This window comes from Clostridium sp. BSD2780061688st1 H5 (genome assembly GCF_005845155.1).
Lineage (GTDB): Bacteria > Bacillota > Clostridia > Lachnospirales > Lachnospiraceae > Claveliimonas > Claveliimonas intestinigallinarum.
The window spans coordinates 1-19,089 of sequence record NZ_SPGT01000006.1 but is presented as its reverse complement, the minus strand read 5'-3'; the positions used below and the strand labels follow the sequence as shown (position 1 = coordinate 19,089).

The 19,089-nt window shown below is 53.9% G+C and carries 24 protein-coding genes and 1 tRNA gene; 23 read left to right on the top strand and 2 right to left on the bottom strand.

The genetic code is table 11. From position 1 onward, the window contains the following. The first annotated feature begins 65 nt into the window (after nt 1-65). The 3 genes from hisD to hisIE are packed head-to-tail and all read left to right on the top strand — an operon-like array spanning nt 66 to nt 3,267. The gene (hisD, locus tag FGQ86_RS05295) at nt 66-1,367 is read left to right on the top strand and encodes a histidinol dehydrogenase (RefSeq protein WP_138303150.1); all 1,302 of its coding nucleotides are present in this window, start codon (nt 66-68) and stop codon (nt 1,365-1,367) included. A gap of 7 nt (nt 1,368-1,374) precedes the next feature. Then, on the top strand, nt 1,375-1,962 hold the full coding sequence (gene hisB, locus FGQ86_RS05290; RefSeq protein ID WP_033125246.1) for an imidazoleglycerol-phosphate dehydratase HisB: 588 nt from the start codon (nt 1,375-1,377) through the stop codon (nt 1,960-1,962). Nucleotides 1,963-1,983: 21 nt separating this feature from the next. Further along, nucleotides 1,984-3,267: a bifunctional phosphoribosyl-AMP cyclohydrolase/phosphoribosyl-ATP diphosphatase HisIE gene (hisIE, locus tag FGQ86_RS05285; RefSeq protein WP_033125247.1), complete on the top strand. Its 1,284-nt coding sequence runs from the start codon at nt 1,984-1,986 to the stop codon at nt 3,265-3,267. Nucleotides 3,268-3,336: 69 nt separating this feature from the next. Here hisIE and FGQ86_RS05280 read toward each other — a convergent pair whose 3' ends face one another. Both FGQ86_RS05280 and FGQ86_RS05275 read right to left on the bottom strand, forming a co-directional pair. Continuing rightward, nucleotides 3,337-3,822, bottom strand: a complete 486-nt coding sequence (locus FGQ86_RS05280) for a hypothetical protein (protein ID WP_138303149.1) — start codon at nt 3,820-3,822, stop codon at nt 3,337-3,339. 33 nt (nt 3,823-3,855) lie between these two features. After that, the gene (locus FGQ86_RS05275) at nt 3,856-5,124 is read right to left on the bottom strand and encodes an ArsB/NhaD family transporter (RefSeq protein WP_033125249.1); all 1,269 of its coding nucleotides are present in this window, start codon (nt 5,122-5,124) and stop codon (nt 3,856-3,858) included. Nucleotides 5,125-5,301: 177 nt separating this feature from the next. Between FGQ86_RS05275 and FGQ86_RS05270 the strand changes: the two genes are divergently transcribed. From FGQ86_RS05270 to rsfS, 20 genes are all read left to right on the top strand, one after another. Beyond that, nucleotides 5,302-5,375 (top strand) — tRNA-Val (locus FGQ86_RS05270). A 230-nt stretch (nt 5,376-5,605) separates the two neighbouring features. Continuing rightward, complete coding sequence (locus FGQ86_RS05265) at nt 5,606-5,779, top strand: type II toxin-antitoxin system HicA family toxin (RefSeq protein ID WP_081957986.1); 174 nt, start codon at nt 5,606-5,608, stop codon at nt 5,777-5,779. A gap of 30 nt (nt 5,780-5,809) precedes the next feature. Then, nucleotides 5,810-6,232 (top strand): type II toxin-antitoxin system HicB family antitoxin, encoded by a 423-nt coding sequence (locus FGQ86_RS05260; RefSeq protein ID WP_033125250.1) that lies wholly within the window; start codon nt 5,810-5,812, stop codon nt 6,230-6,232. 147 nt (nt 6,233-6,379) lie between these two features. Continuing rightward, nucleotides 6,380-6,721: a hypothetical protein gene (locus FGQ86_RS05255; protein WP_033125251.1), complete on the top strand. Its 342-nt coding sequence runs from the start codon at nt 6,380-6,382 to the stop codon at nt 6,719-6,721. A gap of 220 nt (nt 6,722-6,941) precedes the next feature. Further along, nucleotides 6,942-8,807, top strand: coding sequence for a TIGR03960 family B12-binding radical SAM protein (locus FGQ86_RS05250; RefSeq protein ID WP_138303148.1), 1,866 nt, complete (start codon nt 6,942-6,944; stop codon nt 8,805-8,807). Further along, nucleotides 8,782-9,489 carry a TIGR03936 family radical SAM-associated protein gene (locus tag FGQ86_RS05245; RefSeq protein WP_347562478.1) on the top strand — a complete coding sequence of 236 codons (708 nt, stop codon included), beginning with the start codon at nt 8,782-8,784 and terminating at the stop codon, nt 9,487-9,489. Before FGQ86_RS05250 ends, FGQ86_RS05245 begins: the two co-directional genes overlap by 26 nt. A 59-nt stretch (nt 9,490-9,548) precedes the next feature. Beyond that, nucleotides 9,549-10,043, top strand: coding sequence for a Cys-tRNA(Pro) deacylase (ybaK, locus tag FGQ86_RS05240; protein ID WP_033125254.1), 495 nt, complete (start codon nt 9,549-9,551; stop codon nt 10,041-10,043). Next, nucleotides 10,040-10,657 carry an HAD family phosphatase gene (locus FGQ86_RS05235; protein ID WP_242842817.1) on the top strand — a complete coding sequence of 206 codons (618 nt, stop codon included), beginning with the start codon at nt 10,040-10,042 and terminating at the stop codon, nt 10,655-10,657. Before ybaK ends, FGQ86_RS05235 begins: the two co-directional genes overlap by 4 nt. Before the next feature lie 82 nt (nt 10,658-10,739). Further along, entirely contained in the window at nt 10,740-12,071 is a 1,332-nt protein-coding gene (locus FGQ86_RS05230; RefSeq protein WP_138303147.1) for an aspartate kinase, read from the top strand. A 30-nt stretch (nt 12,072-12,101) separates the two neighbouring features. Beyond that, nucleotides 12,102-12,542, top strand: a complete 441-nt coding sequence (locus tag FGQ86_RS05225) for a CBS domain-containing protein (RefSeq protein ID WP_138303146.1) — start codon at nt 12,102-12,104, stop codon at nt 12,540-12,542. Beyond that, entirely contained in the window at nt 12,535-13,374 is an 840-nt protein-coding gene (locus FGQ86_RS05220; RefSeq protein WP_138303145.1) for an amidohydrolase family protein, read from the top strand. Before FGQ86_RS05225 ends, FGQ86_RS05220 begins: the two co-directional genes overlap by 8 nt. Before the next feature lie 118 nt (nt 13,375-13,492). Further along, nucleotides 13,493-14,503, top strand: a complete 1,011-nt coding sequence (gene asnA / locus FGQ86_RS05215; RefSeq protein ID WP_138303144.1) for an aspartate--ammonia ligase — start codon at nt 13,493-13,495, stop codon at nt 14,501-14,503. Between the two features lie 183 nt (nt 14,504-14,686). Next, a complete protein-coding gene (rplU, locus tag FGQ86_RS05210; RefSeq protein ID WP_033125258.1) occupies nt 14,687-14,995 on the top strand; it encodes a 50S ribosomal protein L21 in 309 nt (102 codons plus the stop codon). 18 nt (nt 14,996-15,013) lie between these two features. Next, on the top strand, nt 15,014-15,346 hold the full coding sequence (locus FGQ86_RS05205; protein WP_033125259.1) for a ribosomal-processing cysteine protease Prp: 333 nt from the start codon (nt 15,014-15,016) through the stop codon (nt 15,344-15,346). Between the two features lie 5 nt (nt 15,347-15,351). After that, nucleotides 15,352-15,636 carry a 50S ribosomal protein L27 gene (rpmA, locus tag FGQ86_RS05200; protein ID WP_033125260.1) on the top strand — a complete coding sequence of 95 codons (285 nt, stop codon included), beginning with the start codon at nt 15,352-15,354 and terminating at the stop codon, nt 15,634-15,636. A 69-nt stretch (nt 15,637-15,705) separates the two neighbouring features. Continuing rightward, nucleotides 15,706-16,995, top strand: a complete 1,290-nt coding sequence (obgE, locus tag FGQ86_RS05195; RefSeq protein WP_138303143.1) for a GTPase ObgE — start codon at nt 15,706-15,708, stop codon at nt 16,993-16,995. A 64-nt stretch (nt 16,996-17,059) separates the two neighbouring features. Next, nucleotides 17,060-17,350, top strand: coding sequence for a ribosome assembly RNA-binding protein YhbY (gene yhbY / locus FGQ86_RS05190; protein ID WP_033125262.1), 291 nt, complete (start codon nt 17,060-17,062; stop codon nt 17,348-17,350). A gap of 22 nt (nt 17,351-17,372) precedes the next feature. Continuing rightward, the gene (nadD, locus tag FGQ86_RS05185; protein ID WP_138303142.1) at nt 17,373-17,984 is read left to right on the top strand and encodes a nicotinate-nucleotide adenylyltransferase; all 612 of its coding nucleotides are present in this window, start codon (nt 17,373-17,375) and stop codon (nt 17,982-17,984) included. A 43-nt stretch (nt 17,985-18,027) separates the two neighbouring features. Continuing rightward, complete coding sequence (gene yqeK / locus FGQ86_RS05180; RefSeq protein ID WP_033125264.1) at nt 18,028-18,615, top strand: bis(5'-nucleosyl)-tetraphosphatase (symmetrical) YqeK; 588 nt, start codon at nt 18,028-18,030, stop codon at nt 18,613-18,615. Nucleotides 18,616-18,620: 5 nt separating this feature from the next. Further along, nucleotides 18,621-18,974 (top strand): ribosome silencing factor, encoded by a 354-nt coding sequence (gene rsfS / locus FGQ86_RS05175; RefSeq protein WP_033125265.1) that lies wholly within the window; start codon nt 18,621-18,623, stop codon nt 18,972-18,974. Nucleotides 18,975-19,089: the final 115 nt, after the last annotated feature.

Here is a 19,089-nt window from a genome sequence, read left to right as displayed (position 1 = left end):
GACCGCGATTGAAAGAGTAAGCGAGAGCGTGACTGAAAGACAGATTGGAAGGAAGGATTGTGAACATGAGGATACAGAAGCTGGACAGACATACAAGGAGAAACCTGCTGGAGGACCTTCTGAAGAGAAGTCCCAACCAGTACGGCAGCTACGAGGAGGGTGTGACCCGCATCCTGGAGGATGTGAAGGCAAAGGGCGATGAGGCTCTGTTCGAGTACACCGCGAAATTTGACCACGCTGACATCAATGAGCAGAATATCCGGGTGACGGAGGAAGAGATCCGGGAGGCCTACGAGCTGGCCGGGGAGGAGCTCATCTCCATTATCCGGAAGGCTCTCGTTAATATACGCAGCTATCACGAGAAGCAGCGGCAGTACAGCTGGTTTGACAGCAAGCCGGACGGCACCATCCTTGGCCAGAAGGTGACAGCCCTGCAGAGGGTGGGAGTCTACGTGCCCGGCGGAAAGGCCGCCTATCCCTCCTCCGTGCTGATGAACATCGTGCCCGCAAAGGTGGCGGGAGTGGAGGAGATCGTCATGGTGACTCCCCCCGGGAAGGACGGAAAGGTAAATCCCAACACTCTGGTGGCTGCCAACGAGGCGGGGGCGGACGTGATCTACAAGGTGGGAGGAGCCCAGGCTGTAGGCGCACTGGCCTACGGCACCGGATGTATCCCCAAGGTGGACAAGATCGTGGGGCCGGGCAACATCTACGTGGCCCTGGCCAAGAAGGCTGTCTACGGGTATGTCAGCATTGACGCCATCGCAGGTCCCAGCGAGATCCTAGTCATCGCTGACGACAGCGCCAATTCCAGGTATGTGGCAGCGGATCTTTTGTCCCAGGCCGAGCATGACGAGCTGGCGAGCGCCATCCTTGTCACCACCAGCGAGGAGCTGGCACGGCGGGTGTCTGAGGAGGTGGACGAATTTCTCGGGGTGCTCTCCAGAAGCGAGATCATCCGGAAATCACTGGACAACTACGGCTACATCCTTGTGGCAGAGAACATGGATGAGGCCATCGACATTGCCAATGAAATTGCCTCAGAGCACCTGGAGATCCAGACAAGGAACCCCTACGATGTGATGACAAAGATCCGCAACGCGGGCGCCATTTTCATCGGGGAGTATGCCAGCGAGCCCCTGGGCGACTATTTCGCGGGCCCCAACCACGTGCTCCCCACCAACGGCACGGCCCGGTTTTTCTCTCCCCTGTCAGTGGATGATTTCATCAAGAAATCCAGCATCATCGGCTATTCAAGGGAGGCCCTTGAGAAGATACACACGGACATTGAGGCCTTTGCCCAGGCGGAGCACCTGACGGCACATGCCAATTCCATCAAAGTCCGCTTTGAGGACAAGGAGGCGTAATACAGATATGGACAGAAAAGCGACGATCAGAAGAACCACAAAGGAGACAGACATAGAGGTCACCATCTGCCTGGACGGAACCGGAAAGACGGACATAGAGACCGGCATCGGCTTCTTTGACCACATGCTGAACGGATTTGCCCGCCACGGGCTCTTTGACCTGACCGTGAGGGCCGCGGGAGACCTGGATGTGGACTGCCACCACACGGTGGAGGACACCGGCATTGTCCTCGGCAGCGCCATCCTGGAGGCCCTGGGAGGAAAGGAAGGGATCAAGAGATACGGCAATTTCCTGCTCCCCATGGACGAGACCCTCATTCTGTGCGCCATCGACCTGTCCGGCCGCCCGTATTTTAACTATGATGCCCCGTTTACGGCAGAGCGGATCGGAGATCTGGACACAGAGATGGTGCGGGAATTTTTCTATGCCATCTCCTACAGCGCAAAGATGAACCTGCACCTGAAGGTGCTGGACGGCATAAACAACCACCATATCGCCGAGGCCCTCTTCAAGGGCTTTGGCAAGGCCCTGGATATGGCTGTATCCATGGAACCCCGCATCGAGGGAGCCTGGACCACAAAGGGTACTTTATAGGAAAGGAAAAGGGGAAGAGAAATGAGTTATAAAAGACTGATACCCTGTATCTTTATCGACTCCGGCAAGGCGGTTCGCTGGTTCGACGACCATACGGTAGTGAGCGACGATGTCATTTCCCTTGCCAGATATTACAGTGAGCACGGAGCGGACGAGCTCCTTGTATTTGACCTGTCAGACTCTGATGAGGACCACGACGAGGCCATTGACCTCATGAAGAAAATTAACCGCGTCATCCACATTCCCATGGTGGCGGGCGGAAATGTAAAGCGGCAGGAGGACATCAAAAAGATCCTCTACGCAGGCGCCAAGAGAGCCATGCTGAACTTCTCTAAAGCAGACAACCAGAAGCTTATAGAGGACGTGTCCAAGCGCTTCGGCAAGGAGAAGATCGCTGTCTCGCTGAACGACTTTGACGCCCTCTTCAAGCACCAGCACCTCATCAACGAGTACGCCAGCGAGCTTGTTTTCATGCATCGTCTGGATCTGAACTCTGTGATCAACGTGACGGATATCCCCTGCGTGGTGCTGACAGACACCATGGAGGAAAAAGAGCTCTTCAAGATTCTGAAGTGCTCCGGCGTGCGGGGGCTTTCCGGCAAGTATGTGAGCCAGACGGACATGAATTTCGATGACTTCAAGAAGAAATGCGAGGAAGAGCAGATCCAGATGACTTCCTTTGAGAGTATGATGGATTTCTCTGAGTTTAAGACAGACGACAAAGGACTGATCCCGGTCATCGTGCAGCACTACAAGACCCAGGAGGTGCTGATGCTGGCCTACATGAATGAGGAGGCCTTTGACCAGACCATCAAGACCGGGCGGATGACCTACTACAGCAGAAGCCGCCAGTGCCTCTGGGTGAAGGGGGAGACGAGCGGACACTTCCAGTACGTCCACTCCCTGACCATCGACTGCGACAAGGACACCCTCCTGGCCAAGGTAGACCAGGTGGGAGCGGCCTGCCACACCGGCAATCCGACCTGCTTCTTCCAGCCACTGGTGGGATCGGACTACGACGAGACCAATCCGCTTCAGGTGTTTGAGAGCGTCTACAATACCATTGTGGACAGAAGGGACCACCCCAAGGAGGGATCCTACACAAACTACCTCTTTGAGAAGGGAATCGACAAGATCCTCAAGAAGGTGGGAGAGGAGGCCACAGAGATCATTATCGCGGCCAAGAACCCCAACCCGGAGGAGGTCAAGTACGAGATGGCGGATTTCCTCTACCACGCCATGGTGCTCATGGTGGAGAGGGGCGTCAGCTGGGAGGACATTGTCAAAGAGCTGGCGGACAGATAGGAAGACAGGTAATCTAAAGACAGATAATTTAAAAATCCTCATGGAGCTCCATGAGGATTTTCTTTGACCTTATTTTTCGTTTTCGTTCAGTGGAGGCACCTGGATGGGCGCGGCCTTCTTCTTTGCCTGCCCGATGTGCTCCAGCAGTCTGTCCAGCTTTTCCTCCATGCTCTCCATCTCCTCCTTGCCCACATTGTAATTGAGGAAGAGATTTTCAAGAGCCTCCGCAAATTCAGCTCCCTTTTTTGAAATCTCAATAAACTTGTCAAAATTGCGGCTGTGCTCCGCGTTGCGGAACTTGGACAGATCCTTTTCAATAAATTCGGCGATCTGTGCCGTGTTGGCATATTTGCCCTGGACCATGGCATAGGGGCGCATCCTCTGAAGGAAATACTTGTCTCCCCGGGTAATATTGAACACGTAGGACACAAGAAGTCCGCCCTCCAGCTTAAAGTCAACAATGTACATATTGCTGTTTACAAATGTGATATTCGAGGCGCCCATCTGTCTGAGCTGCCAGTCGATAATATCTCCGCTCACTGTGTTTCTGTTCATAAAAGCCTCTCCTTCCTTTTCTCCGCCGGGCGCCTACGCAAAACGGAGCAGCAGGTAGACCATGCTGATCAAGATTGAGATAAGCATCAGCGGAAATCCTATTTTCGTGTACTGCATGAAGGTGATCGGATAGCCGTTCTTTGAGCTGACTCCTGCCAGTACCACATTGGCGCTGGCTCCGATCAGCGTGCCGTTTCCTCCCAGGCATGCGCCCAGGGAGAGAGCCCACCACAGGGGAGCTACATCCACACCGCTGCTCTCCATTGTGAGGATCAGCGGAATGAGAGTCGCCACAAAAGGAATGTTGTCCAGGAAGGACGAGATGATGGCGGACACCCACAGGATAACGATAATGCCCAGCGCCTCGTTGTTTCCGATAAATCCGACCATTACCTCAGCCATGGAGGAGATGACACCGGATTTCTGCAGTCCTCCAACAACGACAAAGAGCCCGATAAAGAAGAGGATCGTGGACCACTCCACGCCAAGGATGATCTCTTCCGCATCCTGCTTTCCAAAGATGAGCATAAAGCCAGCGGCAAACATCGCGACTGTGGCCGACTCTACCTGGAGCTGTGAATGGAACACAAATCCGATCACTACCACTATAGTCATTATAACACTTTTTATGAGAAGTGGCTTATCTTTAATGGAGCGGTCCTCATCCAGCTCCATGACCTTCTGCATGTTCTCCTTGACTACGCTGATCCGGCTTCTGTACATGAAATAGTAGATCACCACAGTCACGGCCATGATGATGACGATCACGCTTCCAGTGTTGATCACGAAATCCACAAAGCTCAGTCCCGCAGCGCTTCCGATCATAATATTGGGCGGGTCACCGATCAGCGTGGCTGTACCGCCGATATTGGACGCCATGATCTGGGAAAGAAGATAGGGGATGGGGTTGACCTCCAGCATCTGCGTGATGGCAATTGTCATGGGCCCGATCAGGAGCACGGTGGTCACGTTGTCCAGAAAGGCGGACAGCAGCGCCGTGATGACGGCAAATACAACCATGATAGCCATGGGTCTTCCTTTTGTGAGCTTCGCCGCCTTGATGGCGACATACTCAAACAGACCGGAATTCTTGACAACCGCCACAAAGAGCATCATACCCACCAGTACGCCGATCGTGTTGATATCCACGTAGGACGTGGCCTCCTCGATGGACAGCACGTGGAAGAGAAGAAGGATGACAGCTCCGGCCATTGCGGCCACGGAGCGGTGCACTTTTTCAGATATGATCGCAGCCATGACGAGAAGAAAGACAAGGACTGAGATCACTGCCTCTGTATTCATCTTTTGTTACCTCCTAGTTAATGTTCAGATGGTATTGTACTCTTATTTTTCTGTTTTGTAAATATAAGATACGCACAATTTTCTTCGTTGTCAAACATTTAACAAAATTGTTTTTAAATTATCATTTTTGTGTTTCGTCCTTGCATTTTTCAGACATAGTGATATAATAATAGACATGGAAGCATAGCTCAGCTGGGATGAGCGTTCGCCTCACACGCGAGAGGTCATGGGTTCGAGCCCCATTGCTTCCATTTATTTTTTCTTAAAATTCTTTTTCCCCTTTATTAGTATTAGTTTTTATTGAGTCTCAGTTGGCTTTGTTTTTGCCCAAATTTCCCAGTTTCTTCCGAAAATATATTTATAATAGGAACCACAGGCCACATTCAACTGACCGAAGCATATACAAGAGGCAATTTTTGCCGCAGCATTGTATTTTGTGTAATTAGTGTGTATAATTAATTATAAGGAGGATGTATACTTTTTGAAAAGGCGTGATTTGATCAAAAAACTAGAAGACGGTGGATTTGTCTTCGAACGCCATGGTAGCAGTCATGATGTTTATACTAGAGGAGATGAACAGGAAACTGTTCCACGACACAATGAAATTGATGAGCGATTGGCCAGAGCGATATTGAGAAGAAGAGGGCTTTTATAAGTTTTAGGATTGCCAGAAGGAGGAGATTATATGAAAGCCGTTTACCCAGTTTTATTCACTAAAACAGAAAATAATATTCTAATCGAAGTCCCTGATTTTGATATTTTAACTGAAGGGGAAAATATGAGCAATGCAATTGAAATGGCAAGAGACGCAATTGAAGTAAAATGCGTATCGCTGGAAGATGCAAATAAACCTATTCCTAAACCATCTGCATTAGAAGGGCTTAATGCAAATGATGGAGTTTTTGCTGGCGAGGGTAATACTGTCATTTCTTTGGTAGACATTGACTCTGGTGAGTACAGAAGAAAAATAGACACAAAAACGGTTAGGAGAAATGTTGCTTTACCCAGTTGGCTGAACTATGAGGCTGAACATGCAGGCATCAATGTCTCAAGAGTCCTTCAGGAGGCACTAATATCAACTCTTGGGCTTAAAACACCGAATTATTAATCCGCAAAAGACCAGAAGATAGTATATTTCTTCCGGTCTTTTGTTAATTAAAAAGTAAAATAATTCTTCTAAGTCTCTTTTCATCAATTTCCTTTTAATCGCATAGAGATATAATAATCCTTTAGAATATAAAGGGAGGAAGAGCAGATGGACAGAACAGACACAGAAAAAAGAAGGCGGGCGCTCCTCGCCCAGACAAGGAGTCTGTACAGTGAGAAAAGCTTCTCCCCGGCTGTCCACCCGAGGTACAGGAACGCCTACAACAGCCTCTACGGGGACGGTGAGGACAGGGAGAGCTCCGGCCTCTTCGGCCTGCGGGTCATACTCTGCTGTCTTCTCTTTATCGGCTTTGTCATGATGGACAATTACGATATCACAGTGGCGGATGTCAGCAGCAGCCAGATCACAGAGGCTGTGGAGGAGGGGGTGGATGTCCGGACTGTGTGGCAGGAAATCCAGAGCCTCACCGGCCAGGAGGAAGCTCCCTGACATTTATAAATATAAAAAGAAAAGCCAGCGTTATTCACAGCGCAGGAAAGATCGGACGGGAATATCCATCATGGCATATGATCGTCCGGTCTTTGTATGTCCAGCCCTCCTGTGCAGGCCTTTTCCCATCTTTACATTGATTTTCCCATCCAGAGTTTGTATAATGTAAAAATGTATGAATATGCGTTTGTTCAATTAATTCAAAATAAAGGTGGATTTTATGCGTAAACTGGCGTTAAGTGATGAAATATTACTAAAAGTCGAGAAGCCTGCCCGCTACATCGGCGGAGAGGTGAACTCGGTGATGAAAGACAGGGACAAGGTGGATATCCGTTTTGCCATGTGCTTTCCCGATGTGTACGAGATCGGGATGTCCCACCTGGGCATCCAGATCCTCTACGACATGTTCAACCGGATGGAGGATGTGTGGTGCGAGAGGGTGTACTCCCCGTGGACAGATCTGGACCGGATCATGAGAGAGGAGCACATTCCCCTCTTTGCCCTGGAGTCCCAGGATCCCATAAAGGACTTTGATTTTCTGGGCATCACCATCCAGTATGAGATGTGCTACACAAACATCCTGCAGGTGCTGGATCTCTCCGGCATCCCCCTTCTGGCTGCCCAGAGGGATGAGGACTGTCCCATTGTCATAGGGGGCGGCCCCTGCGCCTACAATCCGGAGCCGCTGGCGGACTTTTTCGACCTCTTCTATATCGGGGAGGGGGAGACGGTCTACCGGAAGCTTCTGGATGTCTATAAGGAAAACAAAAGTTCCGGCGGAAGCCGCAGGGATTTTCTCCTCAAAGCGGCCCGGATCGAGGGGATTTATGTCCCCATGTTCTACCACACAGAATACAGGGAGGACGGCACCATTGCCTCCTTTGAGCCTACGGAGCCGGGAGTGCCCGCTGTGGTCAAGAAGCAGGTAGTCATGGACATGGCGCAGACCACCTACCCGGAGCGCCCTATTGTCCCCTTTATCAAGGTGACACAGGACCGGGTGGTACTGGAGATCCAGAGAGGATGCATCCGGGGCTGCCGCTTCTGCCAGGCCGGCATGCTGTACCGGCCCACCAGGAAGCGGGACGTGGAGACCCTGAAGGAGTACGCCCGCCGCATGCTGGAAAGCACCGGGCACGAGGAGATTTCCCTGAGCTCCCTAAGCTCCAGCGACTACAGCAAGCTGGAGGAGCTGGTCAGTTTCCTCATCGACGAATGCAACGAGAGGGGAATCAACATCTCCCTTCCCTCTCTGCGCATTGACGCCTTCTCCCTGGACGTTATGAGCAAGGTCCAGGATGTGAAGAAGAGCAGCCTGACCTTTGCCCCTGAGGCTGGCTCCCAGCGGATGCGGGACGTGATCAACAAGGGACTGACAGAGGAGGACATCCTGACCGGAGCAGGACAGGCCTTTGAGGGCGGCTGGAACAAGGTCAAGCTCTACTTCATGCTGGGACTTCCCACGGAGACGAGGGAGGACATGGAGGCCATCGCCGTTCTGGCGGACAAGGTGGCCCGGCGGTACTACGAGATCCCCAAGGATCAGCGGAATGGAAAATGCCAGATCACGGCCAGCTCCTCCTTCTTTATCCCCAAGCCCTTCACCCCCTTCCAGTGGGCCCGGATGTATAGCAACGAAGAGTATATCGCAAGGGCTGCCATTGTCAAGCACGCCTTCCAGGATCAGCTGAACCGCAAGAGCCTGAAGTACAACTGGCACGATGCGGAGGTCACTGTCCTGGAGGGGATACTGGCGCGGGGAGACCGGAGAGTGGGCAGGGCTGTCCTTGAGGCCTATAGGTCTGGCTGCATCTACGACGCCTGGACAGAGAATTTCCACTACGAGAAATGGCTGGAGGCCTTTGAGAAGACCGGCATTGACCTGGCCTTCTACAACGAGCGTGAGAGAGGGGCGGATGAGATCTTCCCCTGGGACTTTATCGACATCGGTGTGACAAAGCAGTTTCTCCGCCGAGAGTGGGAGAGAGCCATGAGAGGGGAAGTCACGCCAAACTGCCGACAGCAGTGTTCCGGCTGCGGCGTGGCCAGATGGAAAGGAGGTGTCTGCGTTGAAGGTAAGAATTAAATTCCGCAAATACGGCATCCTGCGGTTTATCGGGCATCTGGACGTGATGCGGTGCTTTCAGAAGGCTATGAGAAGGGCAGACATCCCCATCGCCTTTACCGGGGGATACAGCCCCCACATGATCATGTCCTTTGCCCAGCCTCTGGGCATCGGCCTCACCAGCGACGGAGAGTACATGGACATCGAGCTGAGAGAGCCGGTTCCCTCCTCCCGGGCTGTCCAGGCGCTGAACGCCGTCATGCCGGAGGGGCTTGAGGTGGTCAGCTTTCGGCAGATCAGCGATGAGAAAAAGGCCAGCGGCATGACCATCGTCTCAGCGGCAGACTACCTTGTGACGGTCAAAGACGGGGCCGCGGCTCCCTCTGCCAGCCCCTTCCGGGCGGACAAACTTGAGGCCTTCCTCGCGCAGCCCTCTATCCCTGTCCTGAAGAAGACAAAGAGGAGTGAGAAGGAGCTGGATATACGCCCTCTGATCTACGGTGCAGCAGTGAAAAAGGAGGGCCTGTTCCTTAGACTGGCTGCCGGAAGCGCCGACAACCTGAAGCCGGAGCTTGTGACGGGCGCCTTTTACCGCTGGGCACAGGAGGAGCCTGCGCCCCTTCATTTTCACCGCCTGGAGCTCTACGCCGGAAGCCCGCAGGAGCTTAAGGCACTGGAGGAGCTGGGGCAGGACATCAAGTAAAACGTTGCCAAGCACTCTTTTTGGGTGGTATGATAGAACAGGAAATGAAGGAGTAAGACATGAGCAAAAAAGAACTGAAGACAAACGCCATGAGAATTCTCGACAGAGCCGGCATCCCCTACACGTATCAGACCTACGAGTGCGGGGAGTTTACGGACGGGGTACACGTGGCGGACCAGCTGGGCCTGCCCCACGAGCGGGTCTACAAGACTCTGGTGACTGTGGGAAGGACAGGAGCCCATTACGTGTTCGTCATCCCCATTGCAGAGGAGATCGATTTCAAGAAGGCCGCAAAGGCTGTGGGGGAGAAATCCGTGGAGATGCTCCATTTAAAGGATCTGACAAAGGTGACCGGGTATGTCCGGGGAGGCTGTACCTCCATCGGCATGAAAAAGCAGTTCCCCACCGTGATCCAGGCGGACGCGGAAGAGCTGGACTACATCTATATAAGCGGCGGGAAGCTGGGCATGCAGCTTCAGCTTTCCCCCCAGGATCTGAAAAAAGTGACTGGCGCCTCCTTCGCTGACGTCACGGCAAAGGAGAATACAAAATGAGAGACAGACTGGCTTTTATGGAGGAGGACACAGAGGCGGTCATCTTTGACCTGGGCAATGTGCTTCTCGGATACGACTGGCGTCCCTACCTTGCGTCTCTCGGGTACGATGAGAGGACGAGCGAGATACTGGCAGACGCCGTTTTCCGCAGCGAGGACTGGGAGAGAGGAGACAGGGGCGGCATCACATCCCGGGAGTGGGAGCAGCTCTTTATAGAGAACGCTCCGGCCTACGAGGAGCAGATCCGCCAGGTGTACAGCGGGATAGAGCACACCATCTTTCCCCTTCCCTACACGGAGAGGCTGGTTCGCTTCCTGAAAAAGGAGGGGCTGAAGCTCTACTACCTGTCCAACTATTCTGAGCATCTGTATCAGAAGACAAAGCAGTGCATGGGCTTTCTGGAGGAATTTGACGGAGGGCTCTTCTCCTACGAGGTGCTCTGCATCAAGCCGGAGGAGAGGATCTACCGCCTGCTTCTGGAAAAATACGGCATCGACCCGAAGAGGGCCGTCTTCTTTGACGACAGACAGGTCAACACAGAGGCCGCATCCCGCCTTGGAATAAAGGGCGTGGTCTTCCAGCCGGACATGGCCTACCACATACTGGACGTGTAGCAGGACAGAGCCATTCAATATATCTACACCGGACTTTGAGTATTCCGGGCAAAAACACAAGACGATTACGGAGGATTGACAGATGAAAAAAGTAGTAAAATTCGGCGGCAGCTCTCTGGCAAGTGCAGCCCAGTTCAAAAAGGCAGGCCACATCATACGCCAGGACGAGTCCCGCAGATATGTGGTCCCGTCAGCACCGGGAAAACGCCACCCCCAGGACACCAAGGTGACAGACATGCTCTACAGCTGCTATCTTCTCGCCCTGCGCGAGGAGGACGAGGAGGAGCAGTTTGAGAAGATGATCCTGGACATCAAGGCCAGATACGATGAGATCATACGGGGGCTGGACCTGACACTGGATCTCACAGAGGAATTCCAGGTCATCCGGGAGAACTTCAGCCGCAAGATCGGCCGGGACTACGCGGCATCCAGGGGCGAGTACCTGAACGGTATCGTCATGGCGGAGTACCTGGGCTACACCTTCATCGACGCGGCGGACGTGATCTTCTTCCAGGAGTCCGGAGCCTTTGACGCGGAGAAGACGAACCAGGTTCTCGCCGAGAGGCTGGCGGACTGTGAGAGGGCGGTGATCCCCGGGTTTTACGGCTCCCTTCCTGACGGTAGGATCAAGACCTTCTCAAGGGGCGGCTCCGACATCACCGGCTCCATCGTGGCAAAGGCGGTGCACGCTGACATGTACGAGAACTGGACGGACGTGTCCGGCTTCCTGGTGGCAGATCCCCGCGTAGTCAAAAATCCGAAGGCTATCGATGTCATTACATACAGGGAGCTGCGGGAGCTGTCCTACATGGGAGCTTCCGTCCTCCACGAGGACGCTATCTTCCCGGTCCGCAAGGAGGGAATTCCCATCAACATCCGCAATACAAACTGTCCTGAGGACAAGGGCACTCTCATCGTGGAGGCCACCTGCCGCACCCCCCGTTTTACCATCACCGGCATTGCAGGCAAACGTGACTTTGCCTCCATCACCGTGGAGAAGGCCATGATGAACTCCGAGGTGGGCTTCTGCCACAAGGTGCTGGGCGTATTTGCGGACAACGACATCTCCATCGAGCACATGCCCTCCGGCATCGACACCATGACCATCTTTGTCCACCAGGACGAGTTTGAGGAGAAGGAGCAGGAGGTCATCGCGGGCATCCACAGAGCCGTGGAACCGGATTTTGTGGAGCTGGAGTCTGATCTCGCCCTCATCGCCGTTGTGGGAAGGGGCATGAAGGCCACAAGGGGAACCTCCGGCCGGATCTTCTCCGCTCTGGCCCACGCCAATGTCAATGTGAAGATGATCGACCAGGGCTCCAGTGAGCTGAACATCATCATCGGCGTGCGGAACCACGATTTTGAGGCAGCCATCAGAGCCATCTACGATATTTTTGTCACAACACAGATCTAAAGCACATATACAAGGAGCGTTAAAGGAGAAATGAAGCACGCAAACAGCAACATCCTGTTTTTCCTGAAGCCCAAGGTGGAGATCGCCTACATCTACGACTATCACACAGTCCGGCAGGCCCTCGAGATCATGGAGTACCACAAGTACTCCTCCATCCCCATTCTGAGCCGTGATGGAAAATACGTGGGCTCTATCACAGAGGGCGACCTTTTGTGGGGCCTGAAGAAGCTGGACCTCTTCAATCTGAAGGAGGCCGAGAATATCAGCATCATGAAGGTGGACCGGCGTCTGGACTACCAGTGCGTGACGGCCAAGTCCAAGATGGAGGATCTGATCGGGAGAGCCATGGAGCAGAATTTTGTCCCCGTGGTGGACGACCAGGAAAACTTTATCGGGATCATCACCCGAAAGGACATTATCGGCTACTGCTACAACGAGCTGAGGAAACAGGAGGAACAATGCGGTGATTGACTTTCATACACATATTTTCCCGGAGAAGATCGCCTCGAAGACTCTGGATTTTCTCGAGTCCAGATGCCACACCCACCCCTACACGAACGGGATGGCGTCCGGTCTTCTGGCCTCCACCAGGGAGGCGGGACTTGAGTTCTCTGTGGTCCTTCCCGTGGTGACAAAGCCCTCCCAGTTCGACTCCATCAACCGGTTTGCCCAGAAGATGCAGGATCCGGGAGAGGGGCTTTTGTCCTTTGGCGGTATCCACCCGGACAATGAGGACTATAAGGAAAAGCTGCGCTTCATCCGGGATGCAGGCATGAAGGGGATCAAACTCCACCCGGACTACCAGGGCGTCATGATCGACGACATCCGCTACAAGCGGATCATCAGCTACGCCACCGAGCTGGGGCTGATCATCAGCGTTCACGCGGGCTTTGACCCGGGCTATCCGCAGTGCGTCCACTGTCCTCCCAGGCTGGCCAGAGCCGTGATACGCGAGGTGCAGCCGGACAGGCTGATCCTGGCCCACATGGGCGGCTATCGCAGGTGGGACGAGGTGGAGGAGTACCTGGTGGGAGAGCCTGTCTGGTTCGACACCGCTGTCGTCCTGGGTGAGATCCCCGATGACCAGTTCCTCCGCATTGTCAAAAACCACGGCGCGGACCGCATCCTCTTCGGCACAGACTCCCCCTGGGCAGGCCAGAAGGAATTTGTCCGGTATCTGGGGGATCTCCCCCTCACAGAAAAGGAGAGGGAGCGGATTTTCCGCCTCAATGCCCTGGAGCTTCTGGGGCTGTCCGCAAAGACGCCGCAGGAGCAGCCCGGCCAGGGGACAGCTCAGGTGTAAAACGGATATTGTTTTTTATTAAAAAAGTTCTTATAATTATAAATCATGGTACGACACACAGGTCAATTTCCTTTTGACCCCTGCACCGTAGTATTAAAGAAAAGCGAGGTAAAAGTATATGAGCAGTCTCATGACACCAGAGGGATATACATCTCCTCTCACCATACGCGAGACAGAAGTCGCGATCAAAGAAGTAAAGGATTTTTTTGAGCGGGCCCTTGCGAAGTCCCTTCACCTGACCCGGGTCTCAGCGCCCCTCTTCGTGAAGCCCTCCACCGGCCTCAACGACAACCTGAACGGAGTGGAGCGCCCGGTCGCCTTCGGCATTAAGGAGCAGAACGACGACGTTGCGGAGATCGTCCACTCCCTGGCCAAGTGGAAGCGCTACGCTCTGAAGAGATACGGCTTTCACTCAGGGGAAGGTCTCTATACGGACATGAACGCCATCCGCAGAGATGAAGACACCGACAATCTCCACTCCATCTACGTGGACCAGTGGGACTGGGAGAAGGTGATCTCCAGGGAGGAGCGGAACACAGAGACGCTGCAGTACACGGTGCGCAAGGTCTACGAGGCACTGAAGGAGACAGAGAGCTACATCTCCAGGCGCTACAATTACATAGAGCCCATCCTACCCGAGGAGATCACATTTATCACCTCCCAGGAGCTGGAGGACATGTACCCCGGCATGACTCCCAAAGACAGAGAGCGTGCCTTTGCCAAAGAGAAGAAGGCCATCTTTGTATCTCAGATCGGAAAGGTGCTGGCCTCCGGCGAGAAGCACGACGGCCGGGCTCCGGACTACGACGACTGGGAGCTGAACGGCGACATCATCGTCTACTATCCGGTGCTGGACATTGCCCTGGAGCTGTCCTCCATGGGCGTGCGAGTAGACGAGGATTCCCTTCGCCGTCAGCTGAAGGAGGCAGGCTGCGAGGAGAGGGCCGAGCTTCCCTTCCAGAAATCTCTCCTTGCCGGCGAGCTCCCCTACACCATCGGCGGCGGCATCGGCCAGTCACGCATCTGCATGTTCTGCCTGCGCAAGGCACACATCGGCGAGGTTCAGTCCTCCATCTGGCCGGATGAGACCGTGGAGGCGGCAGAGGCGGCAGGCATCCATCTGCTGTAAGAAGGATGGCTCGCGGGACAGACAAAGTCTCCGAAAATAATTCATTTAATTTGTGGAAAATCATTGATTTTCCCGGATCTTTATGCTAAACTACACTAGTGTGCCGCACAGCGAGGTTCTAAAAGTGCGCTCCAAAGCGGAGAGCCGCCGAAGCTGGCGAGTAATGATAATAGGAGGTGCCATATGTACGCAATCATAGCAACAGGTGGTAAACAGTACAAAGTAGCAGAAGGCGATATCATTAAAGTAGAAAAACTTGGTGTGGAAGCTGGAGAGACTTATACATTTGACCAGGTGCTTGCAGTGAGCGACAACGGACTGAAGGTTGGAAATCCCACTGTAGAGGGCGCAACTGTTGAGGCTTCCGTTGTAGAGAACGGCAAAGCCAAGAAGGTCATCGTTTACAAGTATAAGAGAAAAACTGGATATCATAAGAAAAACGGTCACAGACAGCAGTACACAGCAGTTAAGATTGAGAAAATCAACGCTTAATCATCTGGTGGCAGTTTTATGATCCGGGTGACGATTTATCAGAACGAAAAGAAAGAATGTGCGGGTTTTCTCGCAAAGGGACATGCAGGCTTCAGTGAGGCGGGACAGGATATTGTCTGCGCGGCGGCGTCGGTGCTGATGATCAACACAGTGAACGCCATTGAGGCCTTTACGGATGACAAGACTTCCCTTGTATCCGATGATATGGAGGGGCTCATTGATTTCCGTCTTGCAGACCGTCCCGGCAGGGAGGCAGCACTTCTGTTAAAGGCCATGATCCTCGGACTCGAGACAATGGCAGATGACAGCAACTATTCGGAATACATTCAGGTAAGATTTGAGGAGGTGTAACGACCATGATGAAATTAAATCTTCAGTTTTTTGCTCATAAAAAAGGTGTAGGTTCTACAAAGAACGGACGTGACTCCGAGTCTAAGAGATTAGGTGCGAAGAGAGCTGACGGACAGTTCGTAAAAGCCGGCAACATCCTTTACAGACAGCGTGGAACGAAGATCCATCCAGGTGTCAATGTAGGACGCGGCGGAGACGACACATTATTTGCTTTAGTAGATGGTGTTGTCAGATTTGAAAGAAAAGGAAGAGATAAGAAACAGGTTTCTATCTATCCAGTAGCACAGTAATCAGCGAAGGTAAGACCCTGCCGTATATTGCAAACGGCAGGGCTCTTTTTTCATAAGGAGATTGACGACATGTTTGCAGACAGAGCAAAAATATTCATCCGCTCCGGCAAGGGCGGCGACGGCCATGTAAGCTTCCGGCGGGAGCTCTATGTGCCCAACGGCGGCCCCGACGGCGGCGACGGCGGAAGGGGCGGCGACGTGATCTTTGAGGTGGACGAAGGCCTGAACACGCTCCAGGATTTCCGTCACAGGAGAAAATACGCGGCAAAGGACGGAGAGCCGGGGGGCAAGAGGAGATGCCACGGCGCCGACGCGGACGACATCGTACTGAAGGTGCCCGAGGGCACGGTGATCAAAGAGGCCGAGTCCGGCAAGGTCATTGCGGACATGTCCGGCGACAACCGCAGGCAGGTCATCCTGAAGGGCGGAAAGGGCGGCCTTGGCAACCAGCACTTTGCCACAGCCACCATGCAGATTCCCAAGTACGCCCAGCCCGGGCAGCCGGCACAGGAGCTGTGGGTGAACCTGGAGCTGAAGGTGATCGCGGACGTGGGGCTTGTGGGCTTCCCCAACGTAGGGAAATCCACCTTCCTGTCCAGAGTCACCAACGCAAGGCCGAAGATCGCCAACTATCACTTTACGACCCTGAGCCCTAATCTGGGTGTGGTGGACGTGCCCGGTGCCAAGGGCTTTGTCATCGCAGATATCCCGGGACTCATCGAGGGCGCCTCGGAGGGCGTGGGCCTCGGCCATGAATTTCTCCGCCACATTGAGAGAACCAAGCTCATCATCCATGTGGTGGACGCGGCCGGCACAGAGGGCCGGGACCCGGTGGAGGATATCAGGAAAATCAATGCGGAGCTTCGCGCCTACAACCCGGAGATCGCCGACAGGCCCCAGATCATCGCGGCCAACAAGATCGACGCCATCTACCAGGAGGAGGGACAGGAGAGCCCTGTGGAACGCCTGAAGCGGGAATTTGAGCCCCAGGGCATCCAGGTCTTCCCCATCTCCGGCGTGACGGGAGAGGGCATCCAGGAGCTTCTGTACGAGGCTTCCAGACGTCTGGACGAGCTGGACGACGAGCCGGTCATCTTCCAGCAGGAGTACTTCCCGGAGGACGAGCTGATCTACGAGGATCTGCCCTACACGGTGGAGAAGGAGGACGATGTCTACGTTGTGGAGGGCCCCAAGATCGAGAAGATGCTGGGCTACACCAACCTGGACTCCGAGAAGGGATTTCAGTTCTTCCAGAAGTTCCTCAAGGACACCGGTATCCTGGAGGAGCTGGAGGCCAAGGGCATCCAGGAGGGGGACACTGTCCGCATGTACGGACTTCAGTTCGACTATTACAAGTAGGATTTTGTGACAGGCAGATTTAGATTTTACAGATAGCATATAATAAAGATAGGAGAGAAGGCAAATGACGACAAAGCAGCGGGCTTATTTGAAAAGCCTTGCCATGACCATGGATCCCATTTTCCAGATCGGGAAGAACAGCATGACGCCTGAGCTCACAAAGGCGGTGGACGAGGCTCTGGAGGCCCGGGAGCTCATCAAGGTGAGCGTCCTCCAGAACTGCGCCGACGATCCAAGAGAGCTTGCCGCCATGCTGGCAGAGCGCACCCGCTCCCAGGTGGTGCAGGTCATCGGCAAGAAGATCGTCCTCTACAGAGAGGGGAAAAACGAGAAAAAGAAGATCCAGCTTCCGTAAAAGGATCAAAAGGAGTTCCTTTATGAAGAAGATCGGGATCATGGGAGGGACGTTTGATCCGGTCCACAACGGCCATCTGACCCTGGCAGAGTACGCCTGCCGGGACTATCAGCTGGATCAGGTCTGGTTCATGCCAAACGGAAATCCTCCCCACAAGGACAATAAAAATATCGTCTCCACGCCCCGGGAGCGGGCACAGATGGTCTCACTGGCCATCAGCGGCTACAGGAAATTCCGCCTGGAGGACTATGAGCTGAAGAGGAAGGATGTAAGCTGCTCCTACGGGACAATGGAGCACTTTAAGGAGCTGTACCCGGAGGATCATTTTTACTTCATCATCGGCGCGGATTCCCTGTTCTCCATCGAGCAGTGGGTGCACGTGGAGCGGCTTTTCCCCACCTGCACCATCCTCGCCGCCTACAGGGACGACAAGAGCAGCAGGGAGGTCATGGGCCGCCAGATCCGTCTCCTCACCGGGAAATACGGCGCGGACATCCGCCTCCTCAACACGCCTCTGGTGGATGTATCCTCCCACGAGCTGCGCCGCATGCTGCGGGATAAAGAGGACGTAGGCGGGCTCATGCCCGAGGCAGTGGTGGACTATATCCACAGAAATCAGCTCTACACCTCATAGATTGATAGAACAGAAAAATAGTTTTCTCAAGGAAGTGTGTGTCATGAATGAAAATATCGATGTTATGCGCAGAAAGGTGAAAAAATATCTGGACAAGAACCGGTACAACCACACCCTGGGTGTCATGTACACTGCGGGGGCTCTGGCCATGCGCTACGGCGCGGACCTGAACCGGGCGCTGACTGCCGGACTTCTCCACGACTGCGCCAAATGTATCCCCAACGACAAGAAGATACGGATGTGTAAGAAAAACCACATTTTTATCACCCCCGCCGAGGAGGCCAACCCCTCCCTTCTCCACGCCAAGCTGGGAGCCTTCCTGGCAGCAAAGAAGTACCATATCGGGGACAGGACCATTTTAAACGCCATCGCGTGCCACACCACCGGCAAGCCGGAGATGACTCTTCTGGACAAGATCCTCTACATCGCGGACTACATCGAGCCGAACCGGGCGGAGCTGCCGGATATGTCTGAGGCCAGGAGACTGGCTTTTGAGGACATAGACGAGTGCCTCTACCTGCTCCTTCGGGACTCCCTGGTCTATCTGCAGACAAAGGGACTGCCCGTGGATCCGGCCACAGAGAAGACCTACAATTACTATAAAAAATATCTGGGAAAAAAGGAGGAATAAAGCCTATGAACCATGCAGATCAGATGGCGCTCACCGCTTACCGGGCGCTGGACGAGAAAAAGGGCCGGGATATCCGGATCATCAGAATTTCAGACATCTCCGTCATCGCCGACTATTTTGTCATCGTGGACGGCGGCAGCTCCAGCCAGGTGAACGCCCTCGTGGACAATGTGGAGGAGAAGATGCATCTGGCCGGATATGTCATGAAGCAGCGGGAGGGCCGGGACGGCACCTGGGTGCTCCTGGACTACGGCGATGTGATCGTCCACGTCTTTGACAGCGAGAACCGCTCCTTCTACAATCTGGAGCATATCTGGAGCGACGGGCAGGAGATGGACCCGGAGGCTCTCCAGGCGTAACAGGAAATGCAGAGACAGGAGTCCCGCGAAAGCGGGACTCCTCAGACTGTAGACAAAGGTGGTGCTGGAGCCCTAGCTCCAGCACCACTCTTTTTGCCAAAATGCCAACTCCCAT